At 54.5% G+C, this 17,476-nt stretch carries 26 protein-coding genes; 20 read left to right on the top strand and 6 right to left on the bottom strand.

All coding sequences use genetic code 11. The features are described from left to right. Positions 1-40: 40 nt before the first annotated feature. Positions 41-1,231 (bottom strand): alginate lyase family protein, encoded by a 1,191-nt coding sequence (locus ACQ86N_RS25315; RefSeq protein WP_431209479.1) that lies wholly within the window; start codon positions 1,229-1,231, stop codon positions 41-43. Between the two features lie 317 nt (positions 1,232-1,548). On the opposite strand from ACQ86N_RS25315, the gene ACQ86N_RS25310 reads away from it, so the two are divergent. The 9 genes from ACQ86N_RS25310 to ACQ86N_RS25270 all read left to right on the top strand — a co-directional run bounded on the left by ACQ86N_RS25310 (position 1,549) and on the right by ACQ86N_RS25270 (position 5,835). Continuing rightward, positions 1,549-1,683, top strand: coding sequence for a hypothetical protein (locus ACQ86N_RS25310; protein WP_431209478.1), 135 nt, complete (start codon positions 1,549-1,551; stop codon positions 1,681-1,683). Then, positions 1,677-2,072: a YceI family protein gene (locus ACQ86N_RS25305; protein WP_431209477.1), complete on the top strand. Its 396-nt coding sequence runs from the start codon at positions 1,677-1,679 to the stop codon at positions 2,070-2,072. The genes ACQ86N_RS25310 and ACQ86N_RS25305 overlap by 7 nt, the downstream gene beginning before the upstream one ends. A gap of 22 nt (positions 2,073-2,094) precedes the next feature. Then, positions 2,095-2,313, top strand: coding sequence for a tautomerase family protein (locus ACQ86N_RS25300; protein ID WP_431209476.1), 219 nt, complete (start codon positions 2,095-2,097; stop codon positions 2,311-2,313). A 4-nt stretch (positions 2,314-2,317) separates the two neighbouring features. Next, positions 2,318-3,052: an SDR family NAD(P)-dependent oxidoreductase gene (locus ACQ86N_RS25295; protein ID WP_431209475.1), complete on the top strand. Its 735-nt coding sequence runs from the start codon at positions 2,318-2,320 to the stop codon at positions 3,050-3,052. A gap of 73 nt (positions 3,053-3,125) precedes the next feature. Then, on the top strand, positions 3,126-3,506 hold the full coding sequence (locus tag ACQ86N_RS25290; protein ID WP_431209474.1) for a nuclear transport factor 2 family protein: 381 nt from the start codon (positions 3,126-3,128) through the stop codon (positions 3,504-3,506). A gap of 10 nt (positions 3,507-3,516) precedes the next feature. Continuing rightward, positions 3,517-4,281: an SDR family NAD(P)-dependent oxidoreductase gene (locus tag ACQ86N_RS25285; RefSeq protein ID WP_431209473.1), complete on the top strand. Its 765-nt coding sequence runs from the start codon at positions 3,517-3,519 to the stop codon at positions 4,279-4,281. Positions 4,282-4,304: 23 nt separating this feature from the next. Then, on the top strand, positions 4,305-4,718 hold the full coding sequence (locus ACQ86N_RS25280; RefSeq protein ID WP_431209472.1) for an organic hydroperoxide resistance protein: 414 nt from the start codon (positions 4,305-4,307) through the stop codon (positions 4,716-4,718). 35 nt (positions 4,719-4,753) lie between these two features. Next, on the top strand, positions 4,754-5,737 hold the full coding sequence (locus ACQ86N_RS25275; protein WP_431209471.1) for an FAD-binding oxidoreductase: 984 nt from the start codon (positions 4,754-4,756) through the stop codon (positions 5,735-5,737). Next, positions 5,734-5,835, top strand: a complete 102-nt coding sequence (locus ACQ86N_RS25270) for a hypothetical protein (protein WP_431209470.1) — start codon at positions 5,734-5,736, stop codon at positions 5,833-5,835. The genes ACQ86N_RS25275 and ACQ86N_RS25270 overlap by 4 nt, the downstream gene beginning before the upstream one ends. A gap of 64 nt (positions 5,836-5,899) precedes the next feature. Here ACQ86N_RS25270 and ACQ86N_RS25265 read toward each other — a convergent pair whose 3' ends face one another. Continuing rightward, positions 5,900-6,121 carry a hypothetical protein gene (locus ACQ86N_RS25265; protein ID WP_431217590.1) on the bottom strand — a complete coding sequence of 74 codons (222 nt, stop codon included), beginning with the start codon at positions 6,119-6,121 and terminating at the stop codon, positions 5,900-5,902. 8 nt (positions 6,122-6,129) lie between these two features. Further along, positions 6,130-6,375 (bottom strand): hypothetical protein, encoded by a 246-nt coding sequence (locus ACQ86N_RS25260; protein WP_431209469.1) that lies wholly within the window; start codon positions 6,373-6,375, stop codon positions 6,130-6,132. 128 nt (positions 6,376-6,503) lie between these two features. On the opposite strand from ACQ86N_RS25260, the gene ACQ86N_RS25255 reads away from it, so the two are divergent. Both ACQ86N_RS25255 and ACQ86N_RS25250 read left to right on the top strand, forming a co-directional pair. Beyond that, positions 6,504-6,887: a hypothetical protein gene (locus ACQ86N_RS25255; RefSeq protein ID WP_431209468.1), complete on the top strand. Its 384-nt coding sequence runs from the start codon at positions 6,504-6,506 to the stop codon at positions 6,885-6,887. Beyond that, a complete protein-coding gene (locus ACQ86N_RS25250) occupies positions 6,811-8,319 on the top strand; it encodes an ABC transporter ATP-binding protein (protein ID WP_431209467.1) in 1,509 nt (502 codons plus the stop codon). Before ACQ86N_RS25255 ends, ACQ86N_RS25250 begins: the two co-directional genes overlap by 77 nt. 192 nt (positions 8,320-8,511) lie before the next feature. Here the strand turns inward: ACQ86N_RS25250 and ACQ86N_RS25245 are convergent, their stop codons facing one another. Beyond that, positions 8,512-9,375 carry a peptidylprolyl isomerase gene (locus tag ACQ86N_RS25245; protein ID WP_431209466.1) on the bottom strand — a complete coding sequence of 288 codons (864 nt, stop codon included), beginning with the start codon at positions 9,373-9,375 and terminating at the stop codon, positions 8,512-8,514. Between the two features lie 47 nt (positions 9,376-9,422). Between ACQ86N_RS25245 and ACQ86N_RS25240 the strand changes: the two genes are divergently transcribed. The 7 genes from ACQ86N_RS25240 to ACQ86N_RS25210 all read left to right on the top strand — a co-directional run bounded on the left by ACQ86N_RS25240 (position 9,423) and on the right by ACQ86N_RS25210 (position 12,572). After that, positions 9,423-9,716, top strand: a complete 294-nt coding sequence (locus tag ACQ86N_RS25240; RefSeq protein ID WP_431209465.1) for a hypothetical protein — start codon at positions 9,423-9,425, stop codon at positions 9,714-9,716. A 235-nt stretch (positions 9,717-9,951) separates the two neighbouring features. After that, positions 9,952-10,344 carry a hypothetical protein gene (locus ACQ86N_RS25235; RefSeq protein ID WP_431209464.1) on the top strand — a complete coding sequence of 131 codons (393 nt, stop codon included), beginning with the start codon at positions 9,952-9,954 and terminating at the stop codon, positions 10,342-10,344. Further along, a complete protein-coding gene (locus ACQ86N_RS25230; RefSeq protein ID WP_431209463.1) occupies positions 10,311-11,162 on the top strand; it encodes a S8 family peptidase in 852 nt (283 codons plus the stop codon). The genes ACQ86N_RS25235 and ACQ86N_RS25230 overlap by 34 nt, the downstream gene beginning before the upstream one ends. 48 nt (positions 11,163-11,210) lie before the next feature. After that, a complete protein-coding gene (locus ACQ86N_RS25225) occupies positions 11,211-11,417 on the top strand; it encodes a hypothetical protein (RefSeq protein WP_431209462.1) in 207 nt (68 codons plus the stop codon). Between the two features lie 191 nt (positions 11,418-11,608). Next, a complete protein-coding gene (locus ACQ86N_RS25220) occupies positions 11,609-11,884 on the top strand; it encodes an autorepressor SdpR family transcription factor (protein WP_431209461.1) in 276 nt (91 codons plus the stop codon). Positions 11,885-11,901: 17 nt separating this feature from the next. Then, positions 11,902-12,108, top strand: a complete 207-nt coding sequence (locus ACQ86N_RS25215; RefSeq protein WP_431209460.1) for a DUF1648 domain-containing protein — start codon at positions 11,902-11,904, stop codon at positions 12,106-12,108. Next, on the top strand, positions 12,084-12,572 hold the full coding sequence (locus ACQ86N_RS25210; protein ID WP_431209459.1) for an SdpI family protein: 489 nt from the start codon (positions 12,084-12,086) through the stop codon (positions 12,570-12,572). Before ACQ86N_RS25215 ends, ACQ86N_RS25210 begins: the two co-directional genes overlap by 25 nt. Here the strand turns inward: ACQ86N_RS25210 and ACQ86N_RS25205 are convergent. Next, the gene (locus ACQ86N_RS25205) at positions 12,569-14,179 is read right to left on the bottom strand and encodes a hypothetical protein (protein WP_431209458.1); all 1,611 of its coding nucleotides are present in this window, start codon (positions 14,177-14,179) and stop codon (positions 12,569-12,571) included. The genes ACQ86N_RS25210 and ACQ86N_RS25205 overlap by 4 nt on opposite strands. 13 nt (positions 14,180-14,192) lie before the next feature. Then, positions 14,193-15,815: a carboxypeptidase regulatory-like domain-containing protein gene (locus ACQ86N_RS25200; RefSeq protein ID WP_431209457.1), complete on the bottom strand. Its 1,623-nt coding sequence runs from the start codon at positions 15,813-15,815 to the stop codon at positions 14,193-14,195. Between the two features lie 214 nt (positions 15,816-16,029). On the opposite strand from ACQ86N_RS25200, the gene ACQ86N_RS25195 reads away from it, so the two are divergent. Both ACQ86N_RS25195 and ACQ86N_RS25190 read left to right on the top strand, forming a co-directional pair. Further along, on the top strand, positions 16,030-16,602 hold the full coding sequence (locus ACQ86N_RS25195) for a Crp/Fnr family transcriptional regulator (RefSeq protein ID WP_431209456.1): 573 nt from the start codon (positions 16,030-16,032) through the stop codon (positions 16,600-16,602). A gap of 137 nt (positions 16,603-16,739) precedes the next feature. Next, positions 16,740-17,426 (top strand): hypothetical protein, encoded by a 687-nt coding sequence (locus ACQ86N_RS25190; protein WP_431209455.1) that lies wholly within the window; start codon positions 16,740-16,742, stop codon positions 17,424-17,426. The last annotated feature ends 50 nt before the right edge of the window (positions 17,427-17,476 follow it).

The raw sequence follows: 17,476 nt of genomic DNA, 5'->3' as shown, positions 1-17,476 counted from the left end.
TATGCCGGCCGGTTTTGTGTACCGTCCGGCTGAATAAAGGTCAAAGTCCCGACACGTTGAAATGGGTGTAGGTGGTAAAACCAAGGAAGGTGTTGTCGTTGGGTACGCCGAGCGGGTCCTGCAGCTGGCGCAGGTTGGCCAGATTCGCGGACTTGTAGTAGTTGTATGCGACCTCGACGCCGGGGAAGACGTTGCTGGATAGGGAACAGGGCTGGCAGGAGCAACTGGTGCAGGTGACTCCGCCGCTGAAGGCTTTCCACTGGTAGTCGTAGCCGGCGCTGAGGCGGTTGCTGAGGGCGGTCCAGATGCTGTTGTCGCCCTGGAGACGGGCGAGCTCTGCTGCGTAGGAGAAGGCGGTGAGGGAGTACTGGAAATGTACGCAGTCCTGGCGGTCGCAGTATTCCGGGATGGTTCCGTTGGACTGATTGATGATGACAGGCAGGTACTGCATGATCATATTGTAGCCGTTCTGGTAGACGGTGGTGCTGTTGAGGAAGATGCCGATGGCCATTTTTGCGTATCCGGCGGAGGCGTTCCAGTTGTTGTTATAGACTGGGGTGTTGTTGATGTAATTGTTCTTGACGGTATTGAGGAAGTTGCTGAACTGGTTGATATCGGCGGACGACCATCCGGATCCGACGCCGTTGACCTGGTAGTAGCGGATGATCTCTGCTGCGGCTACGAAGCTGGGTGTGGTCCAGGAGGCTTCGAGGTCGGGCTGGTTGGGGTTGGTCGAAGCGTCGAGAAGGGCATAGTTCTGAAAGGTGTATGACCAGCCGTTGAGTATGCCGATGGCCTGGCTGGCGTATGTCTGGTTGCCTGTCTTGGTCCAGCGGAGGGCGAGGGCATAGACCAGCTCGGCGTCCTTGCGAATCTGGCTTTTGGACGGAGAGGTGGCGCCATTGGAGCCTACTACGACGGTGGAATAGAAACTGGTGGGAATGGGGTGGTTGGGGTCGTTGATCCAGTCGAGGACTTTCTGATAGGAGGCTGAACGGGTGGGGTCACCGCCGTTGACCTGGCTGCCTACGAGGTCGAGGCTGGCCTGGGTATTCAGGATGGCGGGGTGGACAAAGGAGGTGATCTGTGCGGCGAGTGAACCTGCTGTCGCGTTGGCGCCGGGTGCGGTGGGATTGGAAGACGAAAGACCGGTCCGGGTGCAACGGAGCAGCAGTAGGGTGGAAAGGATGAGGCCGGTGAGCAGTAGTACAGAGGTGCGAAGTTTTTTCATGTGAAAGCAATTGAGGATTTAAAAAAGGTTTACCTGATCAAGGTAATGGATTTGCCACTGCACGGGTGTGCCAGACGGGCGAATTTATTTACGCAAACGTTTACGAGTAGTTTAAACGTAGTGGCGGTAAGTGGTTTCCCCCGGGGCGGGATGGTGATGATCTCTCCTTGGCTCAGCAGCTGTCGGATGGTGATGCTGTCGATAATTAATTGGAGTGCTGTCTTTGGTAGGTTTTGGGGTGGTTTTTGGAATGTGATATAGGTCACGCAATCACCCCGGGATTCCGCTGTTACTTTGTGGTATCAAAAAACACAAATATGAAACAGCAGAAATTTGATATCGTAGTTGCTCAGAGCAATATCGATTGGGTGGGCCGGAAAGTAACAGGTGCACATAACGGAACGATCGCACTTAAAGATGGTGAGCTTACTTTGACGGATGGTCGATGCTGACGGCCGGGAAGTTTACGATCGACACGACTTCCATCAGGATACTCGACGTTACCGACCCTGCGACCAATGCGCAGTTTGCCGGGCACCTGGCTTCGGATGATTTCTTTTCGTCTGAAAAGTATCCGGAGGCCATTTTTGAGATCAAAGAAGTACTTAAGAACCATGTAGAGGGAGTACTGACGATCAAGGGGATCGCGAAACCGGTTGGTTTTGATGCCAGCGTGAGCGTCGAAGGAGATGTGCTGAAGGCAACCGGGAAGATCGTGATCGACCGTACGGACTATGAGATGAAGTTCCGCAGCGGGAATTTCTTTAAGGATCTTGGAGACACGCTGATCTACAATGATTTTAATCTGGATGTCACTGTAACTGCAAAGGCTGTCGCATAGCCTTTGCTTAAAAGACAATTTTATGCCAATCGTCACGATCGAGCTGACCCGCGAGGGGGTCACGCGGGAACAGAAGCAGCAGTTGATAAAAGGGGCGACCGATCTTATCAGCAGTGTATTGAACAAGGAGCCTAACCTTACGCATGTGATCATCGACGAGGTCGATCTGGACAACTGGGGAGTAGCCGGAGAACAAGTGTCCGTATTGCGGGAAAAAGGGATCACGGCAGATAAAAAATAAGTATATGAAAAAGCAAACTATTATAGTGACCGGGGCTTCGTCCGGTATTGGAAAGGCGGTAGCGAAGTATTTTCTGGACAGGGGTGACAATGTGGTGATCAACTCAACTACTGTTGGGAAGTTGGAACAGGCCTATGCCGAACTGGGCGGCGGGCCGCAACTGGCGATGGTGGCCGGTGATGTGAGTCGTCGTGAGACGGGGGAGAAACTGGTTGCAGTGGCGTTGGACCGGTTCGGTTCCGCCGATGTGCTGGTGAACAATGCCGGTATTTTTGAGACGAGGCCATTTTTGGAAGTCGATGAGGCGTATCTCGACCGGTTCCTGAATACGAATTTGAAAGGGACGTTCTTTACGACCCAGGCGGTGATACCGCAAATGCTAAAGCAGCAGGGAGGCGTGGTGATCAATATTGGGACGCCCAATGTCTATCATGCGCTGGGCGGTGCGCCGTCGAGCGCGCCGATCTCGAGCAAGGGGGCGGTCCATGCGCTGACCCTGCAGCTGGCTGCGGAGTTTGGGGAACAAAATATTCGGGTGAATACGGTGGCGCCGGGTGTGATCCGAACGCCGATGCATGGGGATCATAGTGATAAGATGGCGGGGCTGCACCTGCAAAGAAGGGTGGGCGAGGTCGAAGACATCGCTGAGATGGTTTATACGATCGCAAAAAGTAAATTCATCAACGGTGCTATTGTCAACGTAGATGGGGGCATGGGCGCCGGTCATAACCTCAATTAAAATGAAGGCTCTATTATTAATTACCCTGATGTCCTCCCTGTGGATGGGCATCAGGGCCCAAAACAAAACAGTTATGGAAACGCAACAACAGGATTCGCTGGCTATTTCACAGGTATTGGAGAACGAATATCTTCCAGGGATCTATGTGGGTGATGTGGTGAAGCTTCGCAAGATCTATCATCCCGGCACGCTGCTGTTCGGAGACGTGAAGGGGCAGCCCTATGCCAAGACGCTGGACCAGTATCTGGATGGGGTGGAGCATCGTCAGAGCGTCAAAGATTCCGGAAAGCCCTTTAAGGGGGAAATACTGGATATCCGTGTAGTCAATTCGATTGCGGTGGTGGCGCTCAGGGTGAAGATGTATGATTTCAACTATGAGGAGTTCCTTTCCTTCCACAAGATCGACGGAAAATGGCTGATCGTGAACAAGATGATCAGCGATGTCAGCGAATAAAACTGTCGTTATGAACACCTCAAAGGTATGGTATATTACCGGGCCCTCCCAGGGACTGGGCTTGACGCTGGTAAAGAAATTGCTCGCCGCGGGTTATCGCGTGGCAGCCACTTCCCGGAATGCGCAGATGCTGAAGAATGCGGTCGGTCTGGTAGACAGCGAGCGGTGGTTGCCGCTCAGCGTTGACCCTGGCAACGGCGACTGTATCGAAGAGTCGGTCCGGCAGACCGTCGAGGCGTTTGGGCGGATAGACGTGGTCGTGAACAATGCAGGGCATGGAATGGCGGGTAAGCTGGAGGAGACCGAAGACCAGAAGATCAGGGATATTATCGACGTCAATCTGGTCGCGGCCATTGCTGTGGTCAAGGCCGTTTTGCCTGTTCTGCGAAAGCAGGGAGAGGGATACATTATCAATATCGGTGGTGTGGCCGGATTTGTGGGTGCGCCGGGGTGGCCTGTTTATTCGGCCACGAAGGCGGCGCTGGCTGCCTTTTCGGAGGTACTTGCGCTGGATGTGGCGGAGTCTGGTATCCGTGTTACCTATCTGGCTATGAACGGGCGGCAGACCGGTGATCCGGAGAAGGCCGCTGAAATTTTCGTCGCTCTTGCGCAGAGGGCTGATCCGCCTCTGCATTTGTTCCTGGGTGCCGATGCGTATAGCCGTGCTTCGAAGAAGCTGGCTGAGATGTCGGCCGAGCTGGAGAAATGGAAGGAGTTGACGATCGGTGCAGATCTTGACGCCCCGTTGGGGTCTCTTGCAGATTTTTCATCCTAACAATCTATAAAAAAATGGAAACGATGACAGACAAATTGCTGTACACAGCAAAGACGCACACGACTGGTGGCCGGGAGCATGGCGTAGCCCGCAGCTCGGACGGTCATCTGGATCTCAGGCTTTCGACGCCGGGGACGGATGGTACGGGAACCAATCCCGAGCAGCTGTTTGCGGCCGGCTGGTCCGCCTGTTTCGAGGGAGCGATGCAGATCGAGGCCCGGAAGAGACGGGTCACGCTTTCGCCTGATACGGCGATCGATGCAGAGGTGGACCTGCGTTTTGGTCCTTCCGGTTATTCGCTTGCGGCGCGGCTCAACATCAGTATACCGGGGGTTGACCGGGAGACTGCGATGGCGCTGGTAAAGGCGGGCGAGGAGACCTGTCCTTATTCGAAGGCGATAAAGGGGAATGTGGAGGTGGAGATAAATCTTTTATGAGTTGAGTTTTTGGCCGGCCTGGTTGACGGAGGAAATTGGCGTATTTTAGCGGGTATGAATGTAATTCGGCTACGGGTAGTAGCGTCTTTTTTGCCGCGACGGATGCGGTGACTATTGTTGTGGAGCCGGCTGATGGAACTGTTCTTGCATATCGGCCGGGACAGTTTCTTACCTTTTTGTTTGTGTTTAATGGCCGTGAGGTTCGGCGGTCTTATTCCTTTTCTTCGACGCCGGGTATCGACCGGCTGCCGTCGGTGACTGTCCAGCGGGTGCCGAACGGGGAGGTGTCGCGTTATCTGATCGATCATTTGAAAGTGGGGGATGTGGTTGAATGTCTGCCTCCGTCGGGGAAGTTTGTTCTGGAAGATGGGAAGGAGCGGACGCAAGTGTTTGTGGCGGCGGGCAGCGGGATGACGCCGGTGTTTAGTCTGATCCAGGAGGCGTTGTATAAGCGTTCGGAGGAGAACGTGGTGCTGATCACGCAGAACCGGGATTGGGATAGTATACTTTTTAGGGATAGGCTGCGGGATATGGCGGGGGAGTTGCCGGGGCGGTTCAGGTGGATGAGTTTGTTGAGTGGGTCGGGTTCGGGGTCGGGGGCTTCGGGTTTGGAGGGAAGGGTTGCGCGGCTCAATAATGCGTTGCTGACGGAGTTGCTGGATTCGATGAAGATCTGGGGTGAGGATCGTGGAAGGCGGAGGCCGTTCTTTTATCTGTGCGGGCCGCCGGGGTTCATGCGGATGGCCGTTTTTACGCTGCGATTGCTGGGGGTTGCGGATCGGGATATAAAGCGGGAGAATTTTGTGGTGGAGTATGTTCCGCCGCCGCCGGTGCTGGCTGATACGAGTCCGAGGGCGGTGGTGTTGCGTGTGGAGGGGGCCGATGTCCAGTTTGCCACGCACTGGCCGTCGACCATTCTGCAGTCGGCGCTTGATAAGGGTATCGCGCTTCCGTATAGCTGTAAGGGGGAAGGTGCGGGACTTGTGCGGCGCGCTGTGTCAGCGGGAGGGTTAGGATGACGATTAACGAGGTTTTGTCCGAAAAGGATCTGGCGGAGGGGTTGGTGCTGACTTGTGTGGGGTATGCAGAGACCGATGTGGAGTTGGTGCTGGAGTAAGTGAGGCCCGCGGAAATGCGGGCCTTGTTAGCTGTTGGCCGGTAAGGAATTGGTGATGACCGTGTCAGTTGCTGACTTCGCCGTAGATGCGTTTACTGAGCGCGACGTGTTCGTTGAAGGCGAACAAGGCGATTGTTGCGAGATGTTGTGTTTCTCTTTCTTCCGGAGATGTTTTGCCCCTTGCATCCTTCAGGTAGGTTTTGGCGAGGTCGCGGAGGAATTCGTGATTGGTCAGCTGGGCGTGCATATAGAGCTGGTCGAATTCGTTGCCGGATGCGGCTCTCAGCCGATCGATCAGGGCCTTGCCTTCTTCAGAGATGGGGGAGCTATGGTGCCTGCGTCAGTCAGGACGTTGACTACGGCGATGGCCTCTTCCAGTTCGAAGCCGGCGAATTCCTTTGCGTTGTTTTGGGTCGCTTTTTCGACGGCCAGTTGGCTGGCCTGAATGGAGAGCTGGGCGCGCGGCATTACGCCGTTGCGGAAGTTCTCTTCGGTGAGGCCGGAAGTGGCCGCAGTTGTTGGAGAAAGAATGGTGCTCATAATGTTGTTTTTTTTGATATAGCAAAGCTATGGAAGCGGCGGGCGCTGGTCAATGTTCAGGGGATGGCAAATGATGTCGGCGTCATGGGTGGGTGTGATATCCGGTATTTTTCGCTTAACTTGTAGGGATGCAAACCAGCGGAATTAAGCCGGGAGGCCGGATCAACAGAGTTGTAAAAAATCTGAAGCTCGGGATGGCCCTGGCCTGGCACGCTTCGCCGAGGCTGCTGATCAGGTATACGTTGCTTGGGATGTTCAATGCCGTTATGCCGCCGATAAGCGTGTATTTGAGCGCTCAGCTTGTCAACAAGATAGCGGACGCGCGGCTGCACGCCACTTCTTTCCAGGATATACTTCCAATTATTATAGGACTATGGGTCACGATCGTCGTGCAGCGGTCGGCAGGTGCGTATATAGGTTACGGTCGCAACTTGTATGTGCGACGGGTCGAGCTGGAGGCGGAGCGTCGAGCTGCTGGCCAAGGCGGCGAAGGTCGATATGGGGCATTTTGACAACTCGGACTGGTATGACCGGCTTGCGCGTGCGAAGAGGGATGTTTCGTGGCGGCCGGGAGACCTTACCTGGTCGGTCCTGGGGCTGTCGGGTAATATCGTGACGATCGTCCTGATGGCGGGTCTGCTGGCGAGTCTTCACTATCTGCTGGTTGTTTTTGCGCTATCGGCCAGCCTGTTCTCTCTGATCATCGAGAGCCGGGTCACGTCCAAACTCTACAAATACTTTTATAAGGAGACGCCTGAGGAGCGGGAGCGGCAGTATATCGGCGATATGTTCACGCAGTCGCGGACGATCAAGGAGATCCGGGCGTTTGTACTCGGAGACTATCTGCTGGGGCGGCATCGCAAACTGTCGGAGGATCTTTTCCGGCAGCGGGAGCTGATGTATCGCAGCGGAACGCGTATTTCCGTACTGAGCGGGATCGTAGCGGGGACGGTGCTGGGGCTGGCCTATGTATTCGTTGCCTACCGGGGAGCAGCAGGACTGATCGATCCGGGCGGGGTAGTGCTGGTGATCGGGGCGTTCACCGCGGTGTCGGGGACGCTGGGGCAGATCACGAGCACTTTTGTGGCGGTGGACCAGCATACTACATTTTTAGATGACTATTTTTCCTTTCTTGCGATAGGGCCGTTGCTGCCTGTTCCGGAGAAGCCGAAGGTCGTTCCTCCGGGAACGATCGACAGCATCGTGTTCGACCATGTCGGTTTTTCCTATCCGGGGGGAACCGGGTCGGCAGTTCGGGACCTTAGTCTTACTATTCGGAAGGGCGAGCTGATCGCGCTGGTGGGGGAGAATGGGGCGGGCAAGAGTACGCTGGTTAAGCTGTTACTCCGATTTTATGACGCACAGGCGGGGGCTATCCGGGTCGGTGGAGTGGATGTGAAAGATATGGACCCGGAGGAACTGCGTAGTCGTATCGGGGTGCTTTTCCAGGACTATGCGACCTATGAATTATCTGTAAAGGAAAATATTGTGATGGGCTGGCCGTATGGGGATGTGGAAGAGGGGCGGATCGCCAAGGCGCTGAAGGATTCGCGCAGCGAGTGGCTGATCCGGAAGATGCCGAAAGGCCTGGATTCAAAAGTAGGCAGGCTGTTTGAAGGTGGTCATGATCTGTCGGGAGGGGAGTGGCAGCGGCTGGCGCTGGCGCGTATCATGTACCGGGATGCCGATATCTGGATCCTCGACGAGCCTACGTCGGCTCTCGATCCCGAGGCCGAGGCTGCGATATTTGCGGAGTTAAAAGAGAATCTCAAGGGGCGGATCGGGATCGTGATCTCGCACCGGTTCTCGACCGTTCGGATAGCGGATAGGATAGCGGTGATCAACGATGGGCAGGTCTCCGAGATTGGGAGTCATGAAGAGCTGCTGGAGGCGGGGAATCGATATGCGGAGCTGTTCGAGCTGCAGGCGGCGGGGTACCGGTGAGTTGCGGTTGACACGGACAGGATTGCTGCTGTTCGCGGAGTGCGAAGGCTCCTGTGACGGCGATGATGATGGCGACAGAGGAGAGGATAAGTTTGAGTCGTTTCATGCCAAAAAAATACAGAAATTCACCGCAGCGATGCTACAGTGAAAAAAGAGCCCTCGTGGGGCTCTTATATCGGGTGTCCTTTGGGGTTATCTTCCGTTGGAGCGAAGGATGGTCATTTCTTTTTTGTCCGAGTCGTCATAGGTCTTTTTGACGATGTAGTGCCACTGTTTGTCCGATACGTCTACGAAGAAGATCTCTCCGGTCTTTCTATTTTTTACGTTATCCTGAAATTCTTTGGGCATCATTTCTTCGCCGAAGAACCAGCCGGTATCGCCGTGGGTGGTGTTACCGTCCATGGTATACTGATCGGAGAGCTGGTCCCGGGGGGTACCGGAGTTGGCTTTTTGTACGATCAGTTTCTTCAGGCTGTCGATCTGGGTGTTGGACAGGGTAGAGCCGTCGAGGAAGATATAGCTTGCGCGGTAGGCCAGGGTCTCTGTTGCGTCGAGGACCTTATAGGTGACGTATCCGACGGAGAAGACGTCGCCCTTGTTCTGGCGGAGGAGGCGTTTGCCGATGACTGTCGTGTCTTTGCCGGAGGATACGTTGAAGATAATGGGTTTGAGGGCGGGATTGGCGGCGATATATTGTTGCGCCTGATCCATGGTTGTAATCTTCTGAAATTTTTCGTAAACCGTCTGTTGTGCGAATACGGATGCCGAGAACAGCAGTAACAGGCCTGTGAGACAATGTTTCATTTTATTACGCTTTTGCTTTTGTGAAGGTAGTAAATACTGTGATGGTTCGATCATTTTAGTGGGGGTAGCCGTTGGCATGGAGACCAGGCGGTATTCGGGGAGGGGTATAGGTTCGGGTTCGGGGCTGCCCGGGTACTGGTAGAGGACGGTGTACTGGTGCGTTTCCGGATGGTAGACTACGATTGTTGCGGAGCCCGCGGGTTTGTGGGTAGTATCCAGTACGATGACCTGCTGACCGGGTGAAAATTTCATACCCCTGAAGATACAAAATCGAAGGGATTTTTTCTTTTTGAGGCGAGTTGTTAATTAAAATTAACAATGGGATCGGGGTCCTTATTGCCTATGCTTTTCGTCGGCCTGCCTGCCCTCACGTGGCGGCCAGGTGCAGTGCCACCGCCCGGGCGGCGGACTCGGTGCGGGAGCAGCGGCTGAGTGCCAGGTATTGCGGCGTTACCAATTACTATGGCTATGTTTCACCAGCTATTCCGGCCTTAACCGGAAGCCAGTCGCAGGCGATTGTCGGATATTCGGTCATTCGTCTCCGTAAGCTGGCGGTCTATCCGTATGGCGGGCTCTCCGGGGATCAGGAATAGGGCGTTGGGTTTTGTTGCGGGGGTGAAGGTGCTTTGATCGATTAGCCGGTGTGCCTATATTTGCCGAATGCCATCAAAAAGTCTTCTAGAAAGTCCACGAGCAAGGCGGTTACCGCAAGGATTGCTGTGGCGGGCTCCGCGGTTAAGCCGGTAGCTGGTCATTTTTCCAAAGTGAAAGTCGAAGTGGGGAAGTCCCGCGGGGCCGGGGCAAAGCCGGGTTTGGCCGGGGGTGCGGATGCTGTGGCTTCTGGCGGCCGGGAATCGGAGGCGGTTCACGGGAAGGCTATTGGTCCGGCTGAAGCAGGGGGTGAGTATGGCGGTTGTCGGGGAGAAAGCTAAGACAAGGTCATTGAAACTGGTCTCTTCGCAGGAGATTGGGACCGGTGTGTTGAAGGGGCTGGAAAAAGCCGATGGGGTGGTATTCGAAAGACTGGGGGTTGTGGTTATCAACGAGGGGGCGGCGGAGAAGGTGAAGAGGTTGCTGACGCTGCGGGATAGTCCTTTTGTTTCTGCTGAGCCCGAGCGATATTTATATAAGCAGGCCCGGTCTTTGAAGAACAGTGCGGCTGCGACCTGGGGATCCAGGCGATCAATGTGCGGAACAGCCGCTATACGGGAAAGGGTGTGAAGATGGCGGTGCTCGATACGGGTTTTGATTTTACGCATCCGGATTTCGCGGGAAGGGTGATCCATCGCAAGTCTTTTGTAGGCAGACAGGCCAAGGACCGGGAGGGGCATGGTACTTTTTGTGTTGGGATCGCGGGTGGGGGAAGGAAGGGTAAGGCGGGTCCCCGTTACGGTGTGGCTTCGGGGGCGCGGTTGTTTGTGGGCAAGATCCTGGATGATGCCGGCGAGGGCTCGGATGCGACGGCGCTGGCGGGTATCGAATGGGCATTGGAGAAGGGGTGTCAGGTGATTTCCATGTCTTTTGGCGCGGCTGTGACGCCGGGGGAGGGGTATTCCGAGATATTTGAAGACGTGGCCAGGACGGCTATGGCCAATAACTGTCTGCTGATAGCGGCCACGGGGAATGAGAGCGACCGTGAGGAAGGCATTGTAGGCCTGATCAACCATCCGGCGAACTGTCCTTCCGTGCTGGCTGTGGCGGCGCTGACGGAGTCCCTGAAGGTGGCTAATTATTCCTGTGCTGGGGTGAAGAAGCTGTCGGGTAAGAGTGTGGGAGGGCGTGGAGCTAGTGGTGGTTTGGGGGAGGTGAATATAGCGGCGCCGGGGGATAATATTATGAGCGCCAGCATGGGTGGAGGGCATGATGAGGAGTCGGGAACTTCGATGGCAACACCATTCGTTGCCGGGGTCGTTGCGTTGTTGTGGGAACAGTTTCCGAAGGCCGGCGCAGGTGAGATATGGGAAAAACTGATCAAAGGAGTGGAGCCGATCGGGCAGCCGAAGGTGGATGTTGGGGCGGGATTGGTGTTTGTGAGGTGAGCGGCACTGGGTCTGGCGGGAGAGCAGGGGAATTTGTATATTTGTTGCATGGATTTTATAGCCAGAGTAGAGGATAACCAGAAGCCGAATATCCAGGAGATTGCGCAGTCTCTGGTGAAGATGGGTATTCGGGTTAAAAGGATCATGCGGATCACGGGGACGATCTCCGGGTCGAGCGGGTCGTTGTCTCTGGCTGAGCTGAAGATCAAGGGGATCAAGTCTGTCGAGCAAAACCGACGCGTTAAGACGCACTAATTACCATGTCAGATACTTTCTTTGAACGATCTGCGCTACGTCGTATGGGCGCATATTTGAGCTAGCTGCCCGGATAATTTCTCTGATTTTTAATTGGTTATTTGCACCGGTGGTGGGGCGAGGGACGCCGATCATGGAAAGGAGTTGTTTTTTTGAAAAAGTATTTAGACATTTGTCTAAATATCTAAATAATGACGTTGAACCTGGTCTTCAAGGCGCTGAACGATCAAACGCGGAGGGAAATACTGGAGTTGCTTCGAAAGAAGGAGATGACGGCGGGGGAGATCGCTGAACGATTCAGCATCAGCGGGCCGAGCATATCGCATCATCTCGAGCTATTGAAGCGGGCGGGGCTGATCGAAGCGGAGAAGCAGGGACAGTATATCATCTATAGCCTGAACACGACTGTTCTGGACGATATGATAAAATGGGCCATGCAGCTGGGGGCGTCTTCGGGGAAAAAATGAATTTCAATTTTTAGTATATGAAACAGAGAACTATTCTTCTTCAGTCGGTCCTGGCTCTCGCGCCGCTGATCTATCTGGGGATCATCTGGAACAGCCTGCCCGACCGGGTGCCGATACATTTTAATGCACAAATGGTGGCTAATGACTATGGCAGCAAGTGGAGCGTTGCGGCTATGTTGTTCTTTTTGCGGTATTGGCTGTGGGGATCTCCCTGCTGGTACTGAACACTGATAAGATCGATCCGAAACGACGGGGCAAGCCGCTGGGTAAAGTAATGGTGGTGGTGTCGTGGGCGGCTAACGTAGTTATGACGGGGGCGGGGATATTTACGGTTTATACCATCGCGAACTATCGCGAAGGGCACAACGATCATTTTTCGAAGATTGTGCTGGCGCTGGTCTGCCTGTTATTTGCGGTGCTTGGCAATTATATGAACAATGTCAAACCTAATTTCTTTTTTGGCATTCGCACGCCTTGGACGCTGTCGGATGACGACAACTGGCGCAAGACCCATCGTTTGGGGTCAAGGCTGTGGTTCTACGGTGGGATCATAATGCTTGCACTGACCTTGTTCCTCCCTGAAGTCAGTGCAAGCCTTGTTCTGCCTGTGGGTGGCCTTTTCCTCGCGATCGTGCCCATCGTCTATTCTTACGGGCTGTTTCGCGACAAGCAAAGGATCCAGCCTTAGAAAATATACCTCAAACCGAATTGCATCTGCCAGCGGCTGGGCAGCTCCGGACTGCTGATAAATGTGCTTTTTTGGGCCGGGTCGAATGTATACCGCGGACTATTATTGTGGTAGTCGACGGTCAGCGGCTGAAAATAGCTGGCCGTGGACGCGTACTTACGGACGCCCCAGTTGCTGTTGATGAGGTTGCCGAGATTGACGATATCGAAGCTCAACTGGATCGTATGGTAGGTTGTCTTGCTGATCCTGATCTTATAGTCCTGCAGGATACGCATGTCGATCTGGCTGAACCGAGGGGTCACGCCGCCGTTCTTTTCCGTATACTGTCCCCGGTGGCTGCTGAGGTATTTGTCCTGCTGGATGAAGGCCCTGAATGCGGCCTGTTGTGCGGCACCGGACTGGAAAACGCCGTTGGCGTCGGTAAAGCCCGTGAAGGTCATGGCATTTATTTCCGCGTCCGTAGGAACGTAGAGCAGGTCGTTGAGCGTGGAGCCGTCGTTGTTGAGGTCACCGTTATAGGTATACGAGAAGCGGTTGCCCGAGGTCCAGGAGCCGAAGAGGGAGATGGTCGTTCCCCATTCTTTGTGTTCTCCGTAGACGAAGCGTTTGGTGCCGGCTACGAGGAAACGATGGGTGTTGCCGTAGAGGCTGTTGGAGACGACGGCCTTGTTGGCGTTGCCTACGACCTGGTTGCGGTCGAAGGCGTCGCTGGAGATCTCGGCGGATACCGAACTTGCCTCTTTGGACACCAGGTAGTTGTATCCGAACATGGCGTAAAATCCTTTGGGGAAGGTATGCTGCGCCTGGAAGGTGGCATTGAAGCTGTGGCCGAGGTTGGTGTTGGTGAAGACATAGGCCGAGGCGGCGCCCTTGTCATTTGTATTGTAAACGGCGCGATTGTCGCCGGTGCCCGAACTGAGGGTGCCCGAGGGCGTCCCGAGCTGATAGTTTCTAACCATCATTGCATGGACGTCTTTTGTATAGGCCAGGTCGACGGTGAAAAGCGTTCCCCAGGGAGAGCGTAGGTCCGTGCCGATATTGCTGCGCCAGACCTGCGGCCATTTGAAGTCCCGTGCTGTGACACAATAGAAGCTTGACAGCGGGTTGCCGATCTGGTTGCCGACCCAGACAAATGGGAAGCGGCCCGTGAAGAGACCCGATCCGCCGCGGATGATCAGCGTTTTGTCTCCATTGACGTCATAGTTGAAGCCGACCCTTGGCGAGAACAGCGGTGTTGCCTTGGGAAAACGGGTATTGTCGAGATCCTTGCCGACGCCGTTGGTAACCGACTTGCCATTCTCGTCGTATAGTTGCAGCGGATCGTTGTTGGCGACGGTGGGGCTGCCGGTGAGATAGGATCCTTTGTATGTCCCGTCGGGATTTTGGTTGGGGGTCTTGTAACTGGCGTTGTAGTATTGCGGAATATCCATCCTCAGTCCATAGGTCAGGCGGAAACGGTTGGAGATCTGCCATTCGTCCTGTATATACGTGCCGATCTGCCCCACAGTGAGGTAGTACCATGTGTACTGTCCCGCTTTTGCGACGTTGCGGGCAAAATTGACGTCGACGTCGAGGGGGTAGGCTCCGAACACGTAGGCGCCGCTCACGGGTACGCTGTCCTTAAAGGTCTGGATATCGGCGTCGGAGAAAATGGCCGGTCCATAGCCGGTCAGGTTGAAGGAGTTGGCGAATTTGAACGATTCGAAGGAGGCTCCCAGTGGTCAGGGTATGTTTGTTGAGGAATATGTTGAAGTTATCTGTCGCCTGGAAGGCGTCCTGGTTGAGGACGTTGTTGATGGAGAAGGGCTCTTCGCCGGCTATGATATAGCGAAGACCGTTCTTGTCGATGTTGACGACGGGGAAGGGGGCGGAGAAGGGTTCGCGGTGGTCGCGGAAAGAGGTGTAGACCAGGCGGAGCTTGTTGGCGAATTTGCTGTTGAAATTCGATTTGAGTTCGAGGTTGAAGGACTCTAGTTTGTTGACCATTTTATAGCCGGAGTTGCGGAACTGCAGCGTATAATAATCGGGGCCGCGGCGACCGATGGCGCTGGGGTGGGCGGGTTTGTCGAGGCTTGCGTCGAGGCCATTGTATATAAAGGTCAGCTTGTGGACGTTGTTGATGTTCCAGTCCAGCTTGGCCAGCCACTTATAGTTCTTCTGGTTAAACGTAAATCCCTGATAGGGGCCTGGGTCGTAGTTGAATTTGCTTTTGAGGATGGAGCTGACCGCGTCGAGATCGGACTGGAGGACGCGGGAGGTGTTGGATTGGCCGATATTGCTGGCGTTCTGGGCAACATAGCTGGTGGCCTGGTCCTTGCGCTGTTCGGTCTCGAAGTTGACGAAGTAGAAGAGTTTGTCCTTGATGAGCGGTCCGCCGAAGGCGAAGCCTGTCTGCAGGTGATTGAGGGATGGCACAACCAGCTTGCTATGCGAAACGCTGCTGCCGGTGAGGTCCTGGTTGCGGTAAAATCCGAATATCGTCCCATAAAATTTATTGGTCCCCGATTTTGTAACGGTGTTGACACCAGCGCCGGTGAAGCCAGCCTGCGTCACGTCATAGGGGGCGATATTGACCTGGATCTGGTCGATGGCGTCGAGGGAGATGGGCTGGGCGTTGGTCTGGCCGCCGGGAGTGGGGGCGTCGAGACCAAACGGGTTGTTGAAGACGGCGCCGTCGAGCGAGAAATTATTATACTGACCGTTGCGGCCGGCGAATGAAATACCATTATACGTAGGTGAGGCGGAGGGGGTGAGGCGCAGGTAGTCGTCGGCGCTTCGCGCGATGGTCGGGAGGTCCCGGATAAGGCGGCCGCTGATATTGGTGGAGGCGCCCGTTTTCTTGTTGTCGAAACCGCGGGCGTTGGCGGTGACCGTGACGCCGGAGAGTTCCTGTGCCTTTTCGACGAGCGTGATCTCTACGGAGTTGTTCTGACCCAGCTCGAGGAAGATATTATTGGGTCCGGCGGGTTCGAGGTTTACGTGGGAGGCGATGACGCTGTAGGGACCGCCGACGCGGAGGTTGGGAACTGTAAAATGCCCGTCCGGCCGTGCCACCACGGTAAGCCTGATCCCTGCTTCGGAGAAGCTGACGGTTACCGTTGCTCCGCCAAGGGGTTCTCCTTTGGCGTTCTTGACGAGGCCGCTGAGTGTGGCGGTTGTAACCTGGCTATACAATTGATTGAAAGAGAGAAGAAAAAGAAAGAATAGCAGTACACGTCCGATCGATAAGGCAGAGTTTCTCATTGCAGATGGTGTTTTGGTTAATGGCCAATAGTTAGTCTAGCGCTAAATAAATTTATTGATAAATTTTCAAATTACCGCGGGCTGACGTGTGCTGTGGATAAGTGGTTACTTTTAGTGATCCAAATATTTCAATTTTTAAATTCGGGAAAATGGTTACTTCGTTGGGTCAGGGTAAGGCTCCGGTAGTTGTATTTTTTATCGAAAAAACTTACCAATGGCCACGCCTATTTTACCTTTTAACGGAGGACCGATCGGGTCTGTCGTTGATCTCATCAACTATTTGGATTCTTTGTCTTCTTCCGGGTTTTCCGAGGAGCTGAGGTCGCATCTCTTTTCGGCGATCCGCGTAGAGTCTGTTAAAAAGCTTGGATACCTGCTGGAGGAAGGCAAATTGTCGCGGCATATCTATTTCATCCGGCGGGGGATCCTGCGGTGTTATTACAGGCAGGAGGATGATACGGAAGTGACTACGTGGATATTGCGGGAGCCGAATGTGGTTGTTGCCGTCAATAGTTTTTACAGGCAGGAGCCGAGCTTTGAGATCATTCAGGCGTTGGTGGATACGGAAGTCTATTATATCTCCCATGACGAGTTGGAGCGGATCTATGAAAGATTTCCGCAGTTCGAGCGGGTAGGGAGATTGCTGACGATCGAGTACCTGATCTTCTGGAATATGCAGCTTTTAATTTGCGGATGCGAAGCGTCAGTGAACGATTTGAGCACTGGTATAAAGACAATCAGGATATGCTGGTGCATGTACAGCAGAAATTCGTGGCTTCTTATCTGAATATGGAGCCGGAGACGTTTTCGAGGGAGAGAAAAAGTATACTAAATGATCCAGGTCATTTAGTTTTTAGGTTGTTCGTTGAATTGTTTGTCCTATTGCAGAAGGGATTTAATTTGGCTGTAATAAAACCTTATAGTATGAAGAGAGTAATTATTGCAGCAATTTTGTTTTTCGTTTGTTCATGCCGGAAAGATGTTCGTGTCACGCCGGGACCGGGGGCGGCGGGTTCGCCTGACGGCTATTTGCGGTCGGTGATGGGGCATCTGAGGGACAGTGTCGGTGTGGCGGGGTTTAATTTGTTGGATACGTCGCTGGTGTATTCGGGCGGGCCGAATGTTTTGAGGATCGGGTATCGGGGGAAGGCGATTGCTTCTGAGTTTTTGTTGGTGAGGACGGATTCGTCGGGGAATGTGTTGGGAGGGAGGATGGTTCGTTTGAGTCTTGACGTTTTATCGGGGAGTATCGAGACGCGTTCGTTCTCGGGCGCGGTGGTGATGAGTTCGGGGATCGAGAGTGGGGTGATTGGCGCTTTGCAACCGCGGCAGGGGGTATCGAGGACGATTGTGGAGGGAAAGACGGTGACGACGTTGCCGGCGCCGGATGCGGACTGGTTGCCGGAAGTTGTGGTGGTGGGATATGGAGGAGGGGCGGCGGGGACGCCGTATATGGCTTTTGATGGGGTGGTGGGGAGTCCCGGTGGGGGGGATTCTGGCCGGGGGGTCGCCGGGGGCGTCGGGTTCATCTGGTGGTGGTGCCGGGGGGACCGGTGGTGGACCGGGTGGACCGGGTGGACCGGGTTCGGGGGGATCGTCGGGTGTCTCTGATGTGGTGGGTGAGTCGGGAGGTTCGGGTTCTTCGGGCGGGTCTGGTAGTG

The organism is Puia sp. P3 (assembly GCF_050632245.1).
Lineage (GTDB): Bacteria > Bacteroidota > Bacteroidia > Chitinophagales > Chitinophagaceae > Puia.
Note: the sequence above shows the minus strand (reverse complement) of the source record. Positions and strands in the feature narration are given on the sequence as shown.